This window comes from Methylomicrobium sp. Wu6 (assembly GCF_035916875.1).
GTDB lineage: Bacteria > Pseudomonadota > Gammaproteobacteria > Methylococcales > Methylomonadaceae > Methylomicrobium.
The window spans coordinates 1-16781 of the sequence record NZ_JAXUHN010000025.1 but is presented as its reverse complement, the minus strand read 5'-3'; the positions used below and the strand labels follow the sequence as shown (position 1 = coordinate 16781).

Genomic DNA, 16781 nt, shown 5'->3' with positions numbered 1-16781 from the left:
TATTTGAATTTGCCAGAGCCGCAATGTAGTAAATTTGCCTCAGAATCACTTTATATCAATAACTTACGCCGAAACCGATAGATTTTATTGTTCATTAAGACTTTCTGAGCAGGCTCTATTTAACCGTTTTAGTAAATTCACATCGTTGTTTTACCAGAGGTGAAGTATTCTCATTGCCAATGCCATTCGCAATCATAGCAATCACACGATCATCTTGATCGTACCCTACATGCGCTTCCATAGGATTGGCCAAATCGCTGAGACCAAAAGCATCCATGACTTTAGCTATATTAATATTGACATTGGTGATATTGGCACATAACCTGGAATCCAGATATTTGTCGCTGTATCCTGGAGGTATGCCATAACTTAATAGGTCATTCGGATCGCTGAAGGCGATAAGCGACGTTTCGCTGACCATGCGCTTGTCGTAATGCGCTCCCTTAGGATCGCAATAATCGGCATATTGACCCGCCACTTCGGGAAGTTCCCGGCCCAATTGCAGCATCGGCAACTGGTTGGACAGCATAAAAATTGGGATATGCTTGTGCTGAAACGCCTCAATTGTTTTTTTGGTAACCACCACTCCACGTTTAGGATCCTCATATTTCTCGGTGTTTGCCAACAGATGCGCAATGCGCTGCATGCCGTCAATCACGATTCGGCTACCCAGGCTATGAGAAATCACCACATAATCATCATTCGCGATATGATCGATTGCGGAATCATCTAAGCCCCAGCACGTATGTTCCCCACTTTCGGGCAGATCTTCCCAATCACGGCTAGCCATCCAGCAGAATGACTGCCCGAATGACGCCAGAATCGCCTCTCTGCTTTTTCCGAGATAAATAATCGGATCGGGACCAGTATCATTGCTGAATTTTTTCAGCATGCCGTTAATCTTGGCCCGCCGGAATTCATATTCCCCGGAATTATCGAACGCCAAAAGCTCTTTTTCGTGACGGGTAATTTCCGACCAGGTGAGTTCATAAAATGTCAGTTCCTTGCCGTTTTGTTCGTTCAAAAGATGAGTGACCCGCAAATTACCAAGCTTCTTGCCAGGAACCAAGGGAGCAGCCAGCTGAATATTTTTCTGACTTTCCGAACGCACATTCAAGTTCAGATCTTTGGCTAATTTCTCCAGAAATTCGGTGGTATAGCCCGGGATGTGATCACCAACCCCATGCACAAACAGCATCTTGGTTTTGCCTTTGCTTTTGGCCAGACTCGCACCGATGCCGGCAAAAGGCTTGCCCCACACCTGACAAAGTCGGGTATCTTCCTTTTCGGTTTTTTCGAGAAGGGCTTCGGTCACCCCTTTGCCAAAACTGGAACACGCGGATAACAGCACCGCTATTGAGAGAGATGACAACAAGCATCCGGTTTTGAGCGAGCGGTATTTTAAAAAATTATTCATGGTACGGTTATCCCCGGTATTTTATAAAAGTCAATTATTTAAGAGGCGCACGAATGCGCGCTGAAAAATCAGCTGACAGATCGGCGGCATGAGCTCGATCATTGATATGGGCTTGTTTCTGTAATTCGGAAAAAGGAACTTGCTTATCAAGCCGACCGGACTCGTACAGGTATTCCGGCACGTAACCGCTTAAGAGAATTTTCCAGGAAAACGGCAGATGTGTGGGATTGATCCGGGTATTAAGCCAGATAGCCGTGGTGCAATTATCCAGCAAGGTATTGTAAAACGCCGGCGTTGCATTCAATTCATTAATCCTTTTCATATACTCCATGAAGAGACGCCGGGCGTTTTCGAGCGGGCCTTGTAGCCGGTAAAGATAAACTTCTTCAGGAGGCTCCTTACGGTAGTTGGTGCGCAGGCGAATCACATCGCGTTCATCCGCCACGATGTAAATCAGTTCAAACTGGCGGAAAAAACCTTTGATCGTCGAATAGCCTTCACTCAGCTCTTTGCGTGCTTCGATCGAGATAGCCAGATGTTCATTACCGCCGAAATTGAAACTGAGAATCGTATGCGCAATGGCGGGGCCCATCCAGTAAACCGCGATCAGATCCACCCCTTCCAGTTTGTTCAAGTCATAGGTTTTGGTGTAATAAGCCGGCTGGTAATCAAACTCGCTCCGATAATCAAAATTGCGGATATTGTGTACCGTGACCTTTTCGCCATCGAACGTGGCATAGGCCAGTTTGGCGACATCGGTTTGCCATTGCCGATCATTTGACGGGCTAATCAAAAACCACCACGTCAGAATTGCTGCAAACAGAATCGCATAACCGGTCAAACACCGCTTGCGCCAACGCGGAAAAACCAAACCGATCAACGTTGCCAGGCCGCACAAGCCAAATACAATGGCCACACAAGTCTGCATGATGCTGTTGTGGGAATCGCCAAAATAAACGGCAAACGTTCCCCATAGGGTCGTTCCTATCAGGGTTAATGCCATGAATAACATCTTGGTAAATTTTCCCATACCGCCCGTAGTGCGCAATGCCGATTGAGTTAGAAACTGCATTAAATCTTTGCAGAGTGATGACGCTTCATTAAAAAATCAGCCTTTCCCCTTGTAAGAAGATTTGATGTCTTCCGTTCAAGCATAATGACCTTTTCTCATCACAAAAATGACGATACACCAACCGAAAAGATAGCGATGACCCGTTCGACGGTTTTGCCATCGCTATGTCTCCCCTGAAACTCGTGCTTTAGTGCGTATAACTTTATCCATCCCCCCGCACGATGGTTCTGTGTATCCCTGTCCTAGTCGGACAGCGCCTTTTTCGCGGCGCTTTCGCGCTGGGCTTTGTCTCCGGCAGCTGCGACAGACGGCGGCATTTCTTTTAATGCGACGGTCACCTTGTCGACCTTGCCGGTGAAGCGGTTATCTCCCTCCTTATAGGCTTCAGTCACCGGGGTAGACTCGTCTACACCGACATCAGCACCCTCGTCAGCGGAGAAAAACATCCCCTGGGTTTGCTCAATCCGCCCTTGAGCGACTTGTTTGCCGTCGACCAAGATCGTGCCCATACCGCCTTTACCTAATCCTCCGCCGTCATAGGCGAATTCGAAGGCGACTGTCGACTTGCCGGCCTTTAAACTGGTTGGAGACGAAACGGAATAACGCTTCAGACCCAGGACGTTATAGGTATAGACCGGCTTGCCGGCCTTATCGAGATAAAGCGTCCAGCCGCCGAAGCGTCCGCCCTGCGCCAGAATTACGCCTTTGGCGCCCTGCTTGGGAATCTCCACCTCGGCCGTAATCGAATGCGAACTATTCTTAACGTTTATAAAAACGCTCTCCGACATGCCCGTCATTCCCGGATAGACGGTGAGCGCAGTGCGACCAGCCATTAAATCCGGACGACCCACCATCTTGGCGACGGCGCGTTCAAGGCCGCGATCGTCGATCGGCAACACCCGGTTCTTGATCGCTTCCTGGACGAAAATGTCCTGCAGTTCCTTAAGCTTTGCCGGATTCTGCGCCGCCAGGTCGTTCGCCAGGCTGAAGTCGGTGCGCGTATCGTAAAGCTCCCATTTGTCGTCGAGCAGAGCCGCGCGAGGTTTCATTTCCCAAGGTGCCCTATGGATAGTTCCCGCGAACCAGCCATCGTGATAGATGGCGCGGTTGCCGAAAATTTCAAAGTACTGCGTGGTGTGCCTACTGGCGGCATTTGGATCCTCGAAACTATACACCATGCTCACGCCTTCGATCGGCTCCTGGGAGGTGCCGTTGACACTTTTAGGTTCCGGCAATCCCGCAGCTTCCAATACCGTCGGCGCAATATCGATCACATGATGGAACTGTGGACGCACTTCGCCTTTGGCTTTGATACGTTTCGGCCAGTGAATGACCATGCCGTTGCGGGTGCCGCCGAAATTGGAAGCAACCTGCTTCGTCCAGGTAAACGGCGTATCGCCTGCGACCGCCCAACCGGCGGCCATGTGCGGATACGACATCGGGCCGCCAAGCTGGTCGTAACGCTTCAGGATATCTTTGACAGATTCCTGTACATCGTTGAAATAGGTATACTCGTTGAACATCCCGTTCATGCCGCCTTCGGCGCTGGTGCCGTTGTCGCCTACTATATAGAAGATCAGAGTGTTTTCAAGTTGGCTCATGTCGTCGATGGACTGAATCAATCGGCCGATTTCAGTGTCGGCGTACTCGCTGAATCCGGCAAAGATTTCCATCTGGCGAGTGAAAAGCTTTTTTTCGTCCGCCGACAGCTTATCCCAGTCCTTGATGGCCTCCGGCTTCGGCGCCAGTTGGGTGCCGGCAGGCACCACGCCCAATTTGATCTGGCGAGCCAGCGTCTCTTCACGGAACTTGTCCCAACCCTGATCGAACTTGCCTTTGTACTTGGCGATCCACTCCTTCGGCACATGGTGCGGTGCGTGAGTGGCTCCCGGCGCAAAATACATGAAGAATGGCTTATCCGGGGTAAGCGCTTTTTGGTAACGCATCCAGTTGATGGCCTGATCGGTCATATCCGCCATGAAGTGGTAGTTCGGGTCCTTCGGCGTTTCGATCTGATTCAGCCCTTCATAAAGCATCGGCGCCCACTGGTTGGTCTCGCCGCCGATGAAACCGTAGAATTTATCGAAGCCCGAGCGCGTCGGCCAACGATCGGTAGGGCCGGAAGGACTGACTTCCCAGGCGGCGGTTTCGTGGTTTTTACCGAAGAAGCCCGTGCTGTAACCGTTCAGACGCAGCATCTCTGCAAGCGGCGCGACATTGTTCGGACGCTGGCCGGTGGCGCCCGGAAAGGCGGTGGCCATCTCCGTGATGGACCCCATGTTGTTCATGTGGTGATTGCGGCCACTCAGCAGCGCCGTGCGCGTTGGCGAGCACAGGGCGGTAGTATGGAACTGGTTGTAGCGAAGTCCCTGGTTCGCCAGCTTTTCGACGGTCGGCATTTGCACCGGCCCGCCGAAGGCGCTGGACATACCGAAACCCATGTCGTCGATCAATACGATCAGTACATTGGGAGCGCCTTCGGGGGCTTTGATCTGAAAGCGCGGCGGTGCCTCCGCGTTACGGACATCGAACACGGTGCTGTGGGGATAGTTGGGTTCCGGAATCGGCAGCACCGTGCGATCCAATACAGGGGGGGCCTGAGCGATGCATAAGCCAGTTACAACTAAGCCCAGGATGAAAATGAGTAAGGAAAGTAAATTTTTTCGCCGCATATGCATCCCCTTTTATCCGGATAAATCGTCTAATACTTAATTGCACCCTTTGTTATTACGGGTTTTGACGCATGTTTTTCCACCCGGCGTCTGTACGGCTCCCACACCGTTTTTGGTTTTGGCTTGACCTCCCCGGCTGGTTTCGGTGGTAGTCACTCCACTCTGATTCGTCTGGGACTTCCAGGCACTGCCGGTCTTTGGATTATATCCGCCAGCAGCCTGTCCACTATCACAAACGGTCTTCCCCCTTACAGTCTTCACGCATTCCGCGGATACGATCGATGAAAAAACCAAACATGCGATTACTGAAATCGATTTTTTTAACATTTTCTTATCCTCATTGCCATGAAAGAAAAACACTTATTAAACATCTTAAACATCGTCCATTGATGACGCTACCGCTGGCCTGCCTCCCCTTTAACCATACCGATGGAACAAATGCCGCCATAGCGGGGCGACTGCATGGATAGGCGTTAGAGCAAACAGGAACGGGCCGATTCCAGTACCAAGGGAAGCAAGCTCAAATGTCCCTGTAGACCGGATTACGGCAATCCCAAAGTCCAAACTTTAATAGATTCGGAGCCAACAACCGCATGACCCAAATAAAACTTTGGCTCCCATGCCCAAGAAATCGATGATGCAATTCGGCTAACTCCGACCTTAATGGTTTTCGACAGTTAATAACGCAACTTTTTCATGGTATATTACTTGCGCTTGCAATTCACGGCTATTGGACTTTAGGGTAAGTTTGCTTGAATCGAAACACAAAATTTCTACCGAACATATTGTTTTTAGAATCGACGTTTCAGCATGATGCCTCCCTGCAAAAAATCTGCTCATTGATTTATTGGATAATCAGAATGGCACTTCCATTCCTTATTCCCTCGTTTAAGCATCCGGCCGGCAAAATGTACTGTGATTCAACACGTTCGGCGGCCTTTCGATGAGCTGGATTACTGTACTCTGGTCGATGCTGGCGTCGGCATCCCTGACCTTCGCGCTGCTGCCCCTTTTTATCTGGGCCAAGGGCATACAAACATGGGCGAATTTATCCTTCGCGGTCGCTGCCGTCGCTGTCGCCATTATCACCGGCCTAGAATTGATGGCCATGCGAACGACTTCGATCGAACAAATGGCGACGATTCTGCGCTGGGTTCACCTTCCCATTCTCGTTCTTTGGGTAGCAATTGTTTGCTTCGTACGCTTTTACTTCGATGCCGGGCGATCTTGGCTCGCCTGGACGGGAGCAGGTTTGCGCGTACTCGCATTAATCCTGAGCTTGACCACCGGGCAGAACTTGTTTTTCAAGGAAATCACGGGTCTCAAGCAGGTAACGGTTTTAGGCGGTGAAACGGTCTCGATCGCTCAAGGCATACTCAATCCATGGTACGTCGTCGGCCCGCTCAGCACCTTGGCTCTCGCGGCGTTTGTACTGGATGCGGCAGTCGCCCTGTGGCGCAGAGAAACAGATATCGGACGCCGCCGCGCCATCGTTTTCAGCGGCAGTATCATTTTTTTCCTGCTGACAGCGTTAGTCCATTCCCTACTGGTGAACATAGGAGCAATCAATTCGCCCTATATCGTCGGCCTTTCCTTCATGCCTATTCTTGTCGCCATGTCCTATGAGCTGAGCTACGATATGTTGCATTCGGTGCAGATCGCTGATCAGTTGCAGGCGAGCGAAGCAGAATTGCGTATCAGCAAGCAACGCATGCATCTGGCGGCGAGCGCCGCTGATCTGAGGCTGTGGGAGTGGGACATTGTGCGTGATGAAATTTGGAGTACGGAAATAACCCCTACGTTGTACGGCACCGCCGAGTCGGAGAAAATCAGTTTCGATAACTTTCTGAGCGGCCTATATGAAGAGGATCGCCAACGTGTCAGGCTCGCGGTAGAAAAGTCAATGACGGGGAGCGGCAATTTTGAAAGCGAATACCGGATTAAGATGCCGGATGGCCGGTTACACTGGTTTAACTCGCGCGGTCGCATCGAATTCGGCGATCGCAGCCAACCCCTGCGAATGCTGGGAGTTACGATGGATATTACCCGGCGCAAACAAGCGGAACTGGAGGTGCAACTGCAACGTAACGAACTGACGCACCTTTCGCGTGTGACACTCCTTGGCGAACTGTCCGGTTCACTGGCGCACGAGTTGAATCAGCCGCTGACGGCCATCCTCAGCAACGCCCAGGCCGCCCAACGCTTCCTCGCGCGCGGCAAGGCCGATCTCGCCGAAGTTCGCAATATACTCAACGACATCATCGTCGAGGACAGGCGCGCCGGCGATATCATTCAGCGCTTGCGCCAGATGTTGAAGAAGGGCGATGTTCAACTGCTGCCGATTGATCTAAACAAAATCGTTCAAGATGTCTTGAAGCTTGTGAACAGCGATTTGGTGAATCACAATATTACCGTGAATGCCGATCTCGATCAGAAATTGAATGCAGTCATTGGCGATCGCGTGCAACTCCAGCAAGTGTTGCTTAACCTGATCATGAATGCCTGCGAAGCTATGTCCCGCACTCAAGAAAACAAACGCAGGATTTTTATCCGCACCGAACGGACCGGCGATGATAAAGCCCAGGTGTCCGTTGTCGATCAGGGACCGGGTATTCTCTCTGAAAATATCGAAAGCGTGTTTGAACCGTTCTTCACCACCAAATCGCATGGCATGGGACTGGGGCTCACGATTTGCCGCAACATGATCACCGCCCACAGAGGTCAACTCTGGGCCATCAACAATAACCCCAGCGGCACCGGCTTTTATTTTACGCTGCCGATCCATCATGGAGAGAGCGCATGAGCGAATCCGTTCCCACCGTATTTATGATCGACGACGATTCAGCCGTATTGGAAGCCCTGTCGCGTCTGTTGCGTTCTTTCGACCTGAACGTGGCTGCGTTCGCTTCGCCGCAGGAATTTCTTGAGCAATTCGAACCCGCTCCACACGGCTGTCTGGTACTGGATGTATCCATGCCGGATCTCAATGGCCTGGAACTGCAACAAGAACTTGCCGCCCGGGGTAATGAATTACCAGTCATTTTTCTGACCGGCCACGGCGATATTCCGATGAGTGTGCGAGCAATGAAACAAGGCGCCGTCGATTTTCTGACCAAACCCGTTCAAGGCCAGGACTTGATCGAAGCCATCCATGCCGCCATCGAAAAGGACCGCTTAGGCGGGCAGACTCGCGCCGAACTGGCAGAAATCCGGGAGAGGCTGGCAACCCTCACCCCACGCGAACTGGAGGTTCTCGAACATGTCGTTTACGGCAGGCGCAACAAACAAATCGCGGCCGACCTCGGAACCTGCGAAAAAACAATCAAGGTCCACCGCGCGCATCTGATGACGAAATTAAAAGCCCGGTCTTTAGCCGATGTGGTGCGCCTGGCCGAACGGGTTGGAATTAGACCCGTAGCGCCGGTTCGAAACGATTATCAACCGTGAATAACCGGTATTGTCAAAAATAGATGTGCGCCTTCGCGCCTCTACAAACTCTGTGGACTTTCTTGACGAATCCTTGAACAAATTCAAGCCCTCCCAAAACCGCATCAATTATTTGCTGTTCATGTTGAACTCGCCGAAATACCCCATGGCTTCGATGAGCCAAGTCCGAACGGCTTCAAATAGGATCGAGCCTGCTCAGTAATCAACGCTTTCGCGCTGATTACAATAAAGTATTGCATTGAGCCAGTGCTGATTTATTGAAAATAAACGCCAACAACCGCCGCTACCAAAGCTCATTTTTAGCCAAGGGCTTAATGATAGTGAACGCATCCGACAGAATTTTTATTGCCTTGGGGATATTCATTATGCTTTCACGCACGGTGTCGTAGGCGCCGAACAACGCCACCGAAAAAAACTGTTTAATCAAAGAATAATGATTCTTGTTTAATCCGGCCAAAATAGCTATCGACTCTTGGGCGTTTGCGCCGCCGCACTTTAGATATTTGAAAACCGCCGTTTTAAGCAAATCATTCGACATCACGCCGTATAGCGCATTGGCAAGAATATTAAGGTTGGCATTGGCGTATTGCCTGTCTCTGTAGTACGCCTCAATTTTTTCGTGAATCAAATCCGCATTGTTGAAATTTGGCATAGCCAATAAATGCGTACTTAATATTTGTATATCCGAGAATACCGCTGTCAAACCGCCGCCAGTTAACGGATGACGCATATTAAGCGCATCGCCCAGCATTACCGCGCCTTTCCTGATGATGGGTTTAGCCGCCATATAGTGATTAGGCATGACCTTGAATCCATCTTCCCGCAAGGCCTGCTCATAGCTGCTGCGCATACACTCGGGAATATAAGGCGTAACATTGGCATCCAAATGCGCTTGCAGCGCTACTTTTCTGGGAAGCTGCCCCCCCGGGAAATCAATTAATAACCTGACTTCAAAGCTCGAAATAGGATAACAAATAAACGGTGTCGGTCCCGACAAAAACACATGCCCATGTTTCGGAAAAGGCATTTCACAATTTTTTAAAATCAAACCGATAAAGTAGGATGTCACGGTTTTTTCATTATTGCTCAGATGCTCTCTAAAATTTGAAAAGAACCCGTCGCTGGTTATAGTTAAGGGCGCATAAATGGCCTTTATCTCGGACGAGAGAGATTCCCTATAACTCACACCGATAATTTCATCCTGCTCATTTTCCAGCAATTGCAATGCTTTGCCGTGTATTTGCGTAACCGATTCATTTTGTAGGGCAGAGGCTCTGATGCGCTGCAAAAACCGGCCATTATGCAAGCCCATCCCCTTAAAATTTTCCGGATAAGGAATCGTTATTTTTTCTTCGCCTTGCAGTAGCGAATAGCCTTCAACCGGCTGCGCATCGAAATCATCCAGTAAAGACCCGAGCCCCATTTGCTCAAATGACTGAACGGCTCCGGGTTGTAACAATTCACCGACGATGCGCATTTTCTCCTTAAAACACTGATCGATTAACGCGATTTTGATGCCCTTGGGGGCTAGATAAGCGGCGATGGTGGCGCCCGCCATCCCTGCTCCGATAATGCAAATGTCGAACTCCGACTTCATACTAAGCCCCCCGGGTACGAGCTCATTAAACTGCGTTGATTCATTTATCATCCCTGAATAGTCCGCCTATAGTATCGGCTCAACGCCCAGATGGGAAAGATATTCCTGTAGTTGGCATAGGTTATCATGCAGTTATAATTAAAAACGCCGGAAATGCTTTCCTGGGGCCAATCGCCGATGCCGCTTTGTTTATTCAACAGCACATTAATGCCCGATTTGATAACTTCTCTTTCGCTGTACTCAGCGGCCATCAGCGCCAGCAAGGCCCAAGCCGTATTAACTGCTTGAGACGCCGATGCCTCGGAATAAACCAGCTTGGAACACGATTCGAACGTCTCGCCCCAGCCGCCATCCGCTTTTTGTTTGCCGACTAAAAAGGCGCAGGCTTTGTTTACGCCGTCTGCTAATGTCGCATCGTCATGATACCCCCTACCCTTGGCCTTACTGAGCGCTTCCACGCCGAACCAGGTCGCATAGGTAAAACACACCGCCCAGCCGCCATACCAGGAACCATCCGGCTTTTGCTGCTTAAGGATAAAACTGAGCCCTGCGCTAATAGCTTTGCGTATCTCGCTGTTTTTATATGCAGGATCCGTTTCCTGAATTTCCAGTAACGAAATAACGCAAGCTGCCGTACACTCCGTCCACGAATAATCGATCATAATGTCGGCAAACACTTCAGAAGGATTAAGTTTTTCCAGCCACTTGGGTGCTCGAGTCAATTCATAGGTTGCCCAGCCGCCATCGCTATTTTGGTAAGAAAGGATAACATCAACGGCTTTTTTAATGCGTATTTCATCAATCTCCGGTTTAACCAGCCCCGAACCATGAATAGCCAACGTAGCGCTTAAGCCTTCTGCCGTGCAATCTGCAACCGGCCAGCCTTGTTCAGCCGTTGAAAAGGGCCAACTGCCTATCATGGGATGACGGAAAAACTCGGCATGCGTCGAATGTTCAGTCTGAATTTGCGATAGTTCGATAAACCGATAGCTTTTTGCAATCGTCGCAGGAAACAGTTTACACAGATCACTTTCCAGCATGGCGCGGGTTGCAAAAGCGGTGTCCCAAAGCTGCGAACCGTTGTAACCATTCATTTTCATGCCATCTTCGGCAACCCATAAATAATCGTACCAACGCGCGACATGCTTTTTAAATCGTTCGGAATCTTTGCCATAGGCATGCCAGATACAAATAGAATTAATGGCTTGATTGACGGGGCCTATGTTGAGGTAGCCGGTTTGCTCATCCTCGGCATCGAGGTATTTCAAAATGTAGCTTGTAGACTTTTTTCGTAACCAGGCGCATTTGAATTTTTCATAATTATTGGTGAAAAAATTCATCCACTTCAGTACCGGAGACGGGGTGGTATAGCAATCTTTTCCACAAACGGCATTACGTTGCTTCGGCCAATCAATGGAAGCGAAATCTTCGTTATAAATTTCCTCCCTTAGGGACAAAATCAGTTCATTTTCGCGTGCTTTAATCCGCTGCGCATAGCAATAGGCCATCGGCAGGTAAACCATGCGCGTGTGACACCAGTAGCGCCAGGGATGTACCGGCAGCCATTTGGGAAATAACCACATTTCCGGAAACAGACTGTTAAAACCTTGCCAGTCGTATAGATTCAAAACAGCAAGATAAAATTTCCCCCAGGAAGGGATGCCGGTTGCGCCGCCATGGCTTTTGATCCACGCCCTAGCCTTGATCAGCTGTTCATGATCCTTATCCACTCCCAAAAGACGCAACGCCACATATTGCATGACGGTGCCAAACATGGTCGATTCGCCTTCGATATGCATGCCCCAGCCGGCATCTTTATTTTGATGGTTGAATAAATAAACCTTCATCATTTCCCGGTGCGCTTTGGGAAACGGGGTATCGGAAATAAAAGAAGCGATCAGCAGACCGGGTAAAAGAAATAGCGGACCGCCGTAATCGCCCGGCCAATGCCCCTCTTCGCTCTGCAAATATGAGTAGTAGTTCATACCCTTGACGAGCGCTTCCACGATTTTTTGCTCTTCAGGGTTTTCTGCTCGCGGGATTTGTCCGGTAAATTCCTTGAACCTGGCGTTGACAGCGGCGTGCCGGTAAACCTTGTCGCCGGAATTGGGATTCTGAAATGCGTCGAACTGAAAATCTTCGGCAAACCGTACTATTTCTTCGTCCGAGAGGTCATCAACATGTTGTAGATGTTCATCGATATTATTTGAGCCAGGCTTGTATGCCCAAATTTGTCGGCCTTTTTCAGTGATCAGTTGCCAGTTTTTCCAAGCGGGTTTTACATGCAGCATAGATTATTGTGATGTTCCTTTTAGCGGGGTTGAGCAACAGATGCGATCCTTTGAAGAAGGGTAGCCATGCGTTTTGGAATCATTCATTAAACAAAGCAATACGTACCATTACCAAAAACCCCTTCAGCTTTTTCAACAAACCGGGCGGTTTGCGCAAACGTTCGTGACCGGGCAGTAATTGTCCTTTGGCCAATTTGCCGATTTTCCTTTTGACGGCCGGGTCGAGTTTGCCGTCGGCGGCCAACTCGAAAAACAAGGCTTTCACATTGCCTAAATCAAAAAAATCCCGTTGCCATTCCCATTTAAAATTGCCGCCATACCGAAACCAGGAACCGCCAATGCCCGCGACTTCATAATGCGTTCCGTCTTCACGTAGCGCAGGCGACACTTGACGCCACAAGCCTATCACTTCGCCCTGTTTTTCGTCGATTAAAATGCGGTGGTACGGATAGCGCCATTGTTCAAAGCCTTCCATTTGCACGCCTAAAGCCCATTCTTCTATTTCCTTACGGCTACGCGCAACAAATTCTTCATTAGGGCCGATATTCCAGCGATATTCGGCGTCATCAGTATACATTTTACCTAAGTGTTTGGGCCAGTTGCCTTCTTTTTCAGCGTCGCGATTCGCCTGCAACCAACGTTCAACCATTTCCTCAAGTTCTGCTCTGGGATATGCGGCCATTTTTCGACTCTTATGCGTTCTACTTCAGTTCAATTTTAATTGCTTGGGTTGGGCAGTATTTTTCGGCTTGCCGGGCTTTCGCCAGCAAGTCCAGCGGCGGGTATTCTTGTAAGACAGTGACATTGCCTGCGTCGTCTACGTAAAAAAGCTCGGGCGCTTCAGTCATGCAAGTCGCATGGCCTTGGCAAAGCTCCCGGTCGATTTTTATATGATAGCCGGGACCGGTTTGAATGTTTCCTTGCGCTTTATTACTCACTGAGTCGGCAGCGGCGCCTTTAATGTCCGTGCGTTTTAGATAACGGACACGGCAAGGCGATAACGGTTGCACCACCATTTGGGTGAAATCGTCCTGATAACTGTCTTTGCCGTCGATCAGTTCAAAGGTATATCGGCGTAACAAAATGCTGAAAATGGCTTTGAGTTGCAGCATCGCAAACGCGTTGCCGCTGCATTTGTGTTTGCCGCCGCCAAAGGCAATCCAACTGAAAGGCCTGGCATCTTCCTGGCGCGTTTCCGAATAGCGCTCAGGATCGAATTTTTCCGGATCGGGGAAAATATCCGCAATACGGTGCGATACCCGCGGCGAGGCACAAACGTATTTGCCGGCTTTGACGATATAGCCTTTAAAATGAAAATCCCGCATCACTTTGCGGATTAAAAAAATCAACGGCGGATGCAGGCGCAACACTTCTTTAATCACGTTTTCCAGTGCCGGAGTTTCACGTAAAGATTGAAATGTGACTTCGCCATCAGTCCCGAAGTTAGCATCCAGTTCATTCAATACAAGCCGCAGATATTCAGGCCGGCGCGCCAATTCCAGCAAGGTCCAGGCCGCCGTTCCTGCCGTGGTATGGTGGCCAGCGAATATTGTACCGATTAACATGCCCGTGATTTCATGCGCGGATAGGCTGCTGCCGTCATCATAGCGGGCATCAATCAGCATTTGAAACGCGTCTTCACTTTTCTCCGGCTTCCGTGCTCTTTTGGCAATAATACCGGTGACTAATTCTTGAAGCCTGGCGCGTGCCTTATCGCGACGGCGAAATACCGGCAAAGGCAAATAAGGAAAAACAAAAGCCAGCGGATTTACGCCTTTTTCAAGGTCGTGATAAATTTTTGCGAATTCTTCATTCAGTTCATAGCGGAATTCATCGCCCAACAAACAGTGACTGGAGGTGTAAATGGTGAGTTCTTTCATAAACTCAAGCAAATCAATTTCGCCGGCATCGCCCCACCGGGCAATCATTTGTTCGACTTCCCGGACGATCACTTGGGCGTAGCCACGCATCGGCTTATCGCGCAATACCGGCATCAGCATTTTAAGCTGTTGGTCTTTTTTATGCGGCGGCGCATCAAAAACCACGCCTTTACCGAAAATAGGCGTCATGATTTTATATGCCTGGCTTTGATCCAGTTGCGCGTCGGGCGCGCGAAAAAAAGCTTCATTCGCTTCAGGGCCGGTCATCAACACCATTTTTTGATGAAACATACGGAATTCGCCGATTTCTCCCAGTGAATTTCTGAGTTTCATCATGTAGTCAAAGGGATTTTTGCCAAAGGCGAGCATATGCCCCAAGAGCGGCAATGCGCCAGGCATTTTCGGCGGCGCCATGCCGGGCGAAACGGATTTTTCGGTAGTCGTCGTATTCATATTTGAAGCTGGATATCTGTATGCATTAAGGAACTCTAAATCTAATGGTATAACCTCTAGATTCCTCGAAGAGCATAATCCCTTTCTGTTACAGGGGCGCCAGGCAACCTGCGATTCTACTCGGTGCCCGGCTAATACACAAAACTTTCTGAATGCTCATCGGAACAAAAGCAGCAGGACTCAACCGGCCTTTTCCAGCTTCCTCATCTCGATCGGCGAAATCCTGCCTTGCGAGGAAACCTTGTCATACACCTCATCGAAGGCCTGCCGGCAATACGGCAATCGCTCCCGCAAGAGGTCATAGCCGGCATGGTCGAACATGGTCCTGAAATCCTCCCGACTCATGAAGGTTCTCGCATACAAGGCTTGGTAGCCCCGATGTTCGATCACGAATTTTTCCAGCAACGGCAGGGCGACGGCGTTATCGAAATCTTTTTTGTCCGGCGTACCGTAGGCGCCGATATCCACATACATTTCGTCCACGGCGCCTTCCTCTGTCCTGAAGGGATGGACAAAGCCGGGCTGTCCGCCGTTATCCTTGATCACCATCGGCGAAAGCCATAAGGGGTATAAGCGGAAATGCGCATCGAAATAGTCAATGGACTGCTTCAGATAGCGGATCGGCATCAGCATGTCCTGAACCACGTGAAACTTTTCCCTTAGCCGCCGGGTGGTTTCGGTTTCCGTGTATTTCAACAATTCGATGCTAGGCGGCAAGGCCCAGCCCAGCAACGCCCTGAAAATCGGATGATTGCCGAAAGCAATGATTTCCTCCATGGCCCAGAAATAGCTGCGAGTGTGCCGGTGAAAATAATCCCGCACCGGCAGATATTCGACGCGTTCCTTTCCTTGTTGCAAATAGGTTTGGACATGCTTGTAAAACCAAGGCTGATACCATCGCCCGATAGCATTCAAAGATCCGTCCGCACCGACGGTATCGGCGAACGTGCCGACCATGATCACCGCCTGGTCGCGGCTGTAAACCAGAGCTTCGACGAAATCGTTGTTTTCGGTATCGCGGCTGGCTTGCTCGAAAACACTGACCATGGCATCCAGTGAATAAACAGGCCGGTAGTGCAGCCGAACATACTTTTTGACCGGAATGATCTTCACTTCGGCAGCCACCAGAAAGCCTAGCGTGCCATGGCTCCACGGAATCTGATAAAACAGATCGGAATTTTCCGAAGGACTGCATTTGACCAGCCGGCCCTCCGCCGTCACGACCTCGAAGGATGCGCAAATATGCTGGAATAGCCCATATTTATGGCTGCTGGTTTCCACCCCGAAACCCATAATCAAACCGCCCACCGTCAGACTGTCCAACTCCGGCACCACTGGAAGAGTCCATCCCCGGGAAATCAGGCTGCGCGAAATCTGGCCCATGGTCGCCAGCGGTTCCACCCGGACGATGCCGCGCTGCTCGTCTATTTCCAGTATGTCGTACAGGCCGACATCGATCTTGCGGTGCGAAAGCTTATATTTAGGCACCAGTTCGCTCATGGTTTTCCAACCTGATCTTGCGGTGCAAAGTTTTTGCACCGAGCCTTGCTTTTTCCAGTCCTCGATTTGATCGATCACCGCGTCAACCCTGGCATCGTGTTTGGCGGGAGCGCTGTTAAAGCGGAAAGTAATCCAGTTACGGAGGCTGGCGTAGGCGCCATAGGCCGACGACACGGGCAGCAGAAAAAGGGTGGCGAATATGCCGCGGTAATGGGTTAATACGTGTTCGAATAATTGATCGAGTTTTATCACTGGGTTAAGCCTAAGTTAATCGGTAAAAGAACAATTCTCGATCCTTGATCGTTGCCCTATTATTTCATGCCAGCTATATCCGTGTAAGTGCTTAGCAGAAAGTAAATTGGTATTGAGAGCCAAAACCAGCGCCGATTTCATCGATAGCCTCCTCAAGTTCGGTAGGTGTAAACGATTGGAATGGCAGCCACTCGTATTTC

11 protein-coding genes are annotated in these 16781 nt (G+C 50.0%); 3 read left to right on the top strand and 8 right to left on the bottom strand.

Going from position 1 to position 16781, the window contains the following annotated elements:
* Positions 1 to 115: 115 nt before the first annotated feature.
* The 3 genes from U2W12_RS01050 to U2W12_RS01040 form a co-directional block, all read right to left on the bottom strand.
* Entirely contained in the window at positions 116 to 1417 is a 1302-nt protein-coding gene (locus tag U2W12_RS01050; RefSeq protein WP_326498821.1) for a hypothetical protein, read from the bottom strand.
* A 34-nt stretch (positions 1418 to 1451) separates the two neighbouring features.
* Positions 1452 to 2489 (bottom strand): DUF4105 domain-containing protein, encoded by a 1038-nt coding sequence (locus U2W12_RS01045; RefSeq protein ID WP_326498820.1) that lies wholly within the window; start codon positions 2487 to 2489, stop codon positions 1452 to 1454.
* Positions 2490 to 2731: 242 nt separating this feature from the next.
* Positions 2732 to 5161, bottom strand: coding sequence for an arylsulfatase (locus U2W12_RS01040; RefSeq protein ID WP_326498819.1), 2430 nt, complete (start codon positions 5159 to 5161; stop codon positions 2732 to 2734).
* A 281-nt stretch (positions 5162 to 5442) separates the two neighbouring features.
* Between U2W12_RS01040 and U2W12_RS01035 the strand changes: the two genes are divergently transcribed.
* From U2W12_RS01035 to U2W12_RS01025, 3 genes are all read left to right on the top strand, one after another.
* The gene (locus U2W12_RS01035) at positions 5443 to 5631 is read left to right on the top strand and encodes a hypothetical protein (protein ID WP_326498818.1); all 189 of its coding nucleotides are present in this window, start codon (positions 5443 to 5445) and stop codon (positions 5629 to 5631) included.
* A gap of 473 nt (positions 5632 to 6104) precedes the next feature.
* Positions 6105 to 7964, top strand: a complete 1860-nt coding sequence (locus U2W12_RS01030; protein ID WP_326498817.1) for an ATP-binding protein — start codon at positions 6105 to 6107, stop codon at positions 7962 to 7964.
* The gene (locus U2W12_RS01025; protein ID WP_326498816.1) at positions 7961 to 8608 is read left to right on the top strand and encodes a response regulator transcription factor; all 648 of its coding nucleotides are present in this window, start codon (positions 7961 to 7963) and stop codon (positions 8606 to 8608) included. Before U2W12_RS01030 ends, U2W12_RS01025 begins: the two co-directional genes overlap by 4 nt.
* Before the next feature lie 283 nt (positions 8609 to 8891).
* On the opposite strand, the gene U2W12_RS01020 is transcribed toward U2W12_RS01025, so the two are convergent.
* The 5 genes from U2W12_RS01020 to U2W12_RS01000 form a co-directional block, all read right to left on the bottom strand.
* Positions 8892 to 10205 (bottom strand): FAD-dependent monooxygenase, encoded by a 1314-nt coding sequence (locus U2W12_RS01020; RefSeq protein WP_326498815.1) that lies wholly within the window; start codon positions 10203 to 10205, stop codon positions 8892 to 8894.
* Between the two features lie 47 nt (positions 10206 to 10252).
* On the bottom strand, positions 10253 to 12496 hold the full coding sequence (locus U2W12_RS01015) for a terpene cyclase/mutase family protein (RefSeq protein WP_326498814.1): 2244 nt from the start codon (positions 12494 to 12496) through the stop codon (positions 10253 to 10255).
* A 79-nt stretch (positions 12497 to 12575) separates the two neighbouring features.
* Positions 12576 to 13178, bottom strand: a complete 603-nt coding sequence (locus U2W12_RS01010) for a nuclear transport factor 2 family protein (protein WP_326498813.1) — start codon at positions 13176 to 13178, stop codon at positions 12576 to 12578.
* A gap of 19 nt (positions 13179 to 13197) precedes the next feature.
* A complete protein-coding gene (locus U2W12_RS01005) occupies positions 13198 to 14829 on the bottom strand; it encodes a cytochrome P450 (protein WP_326498812.1) in 1632 nt (543 codons plus the stop codon).
* Between the two features lie 180 nt (positions 14830 to 15009).
* Positions 15010 to 16581, bottom strand: coding sequence for an FAD-binding protein (locus U2W12_RS01000; RefSeq protein ID WP_326498811.1), 1572 nt, complete (start codon positions 16579 to 16581; stop codon positions 15010 to 15012).
* Positions 16582 to 16781 lie beyond the last annotated feature (200 nt).

What these genes read in the sequence shown, in the direction of transcription:
- U2W12_RS01025 (WP_326498816.1), top strand. Translation starts at nt 7,961, where the DNA reads ATGAGCGAATCCGTTCCCACCGTATTTATGATCGACGACGATTCAGCC.
- U2W12_RS01040 (WP_326498819.1), bottom strand. Translation starts at nt 5,161, where the DNA reads ATGCGGCGAAAAAATTTACTTTCCTTACTCATTTTCATCCTGGGCTTA.
- U2W12_RS01050 (WP_326498821.1), bottom strand. Translation starts at nt 1,417, where the DNA reads ATGAATAATTTTTTAAAATACCGCTCGCTCAAAACCGGATGCTTGTTG.
- U2W12_RS01035 (WP_326498818.1), top strand. Translation starts at nt 5,443, where the DNA reads ATGAAAAAACCAAACATGCGATTACTGAAATCGATTTTTTTAACATTT.
- U2W12_RS01010 (WP_326498813.1), bottom strand. Translation starts at nt 13,178, where the DNA reads ATGGCCGCATATCCCAGAGCAGAACTTGAGGAAATGGTTGAACGTTGG.
- U2W12_RS01005 (WP_326498812.1), bottom strand. Translation starts at nt 14,829, where the DNA reads ATGAATACGACGACTACCGAAAAATCCGTTTCGCCCGGCATGGCGCCG.
- U2W12_RS01020 (WP_326498815.1), bottom strand. Translation starts at nt 10,205, where the DNA reads ATGAAGTCGGAGTTCGACATTTGCATTATCGGAGCAGGGATGGCGGGC.
- U2W12_RS01015 (WP_326498814.1), bottom strand. Translation starts at nt 12,496, where the DNA reads ATGCTGCATGTAAAACCCGCTTGGAAAAACTGGCAACTGATCACTGAA.
- U2W12_RS01045 (WP_326498820.1), bottom strand. Translation starts at nt 2,489, where the DNA reads ATGCAGTTTCTAACTCAATCGGCATTGCGCACTACGGGCGGTATGGGA.
- U2W12_RS01030 (WP_326498817.1), top strand. Translation starts at nt 6,105, where the DNA reads ATGAGCTGGATTACTGTACTCTGGTCGATGCTGGCGTCGGCATCCCTG.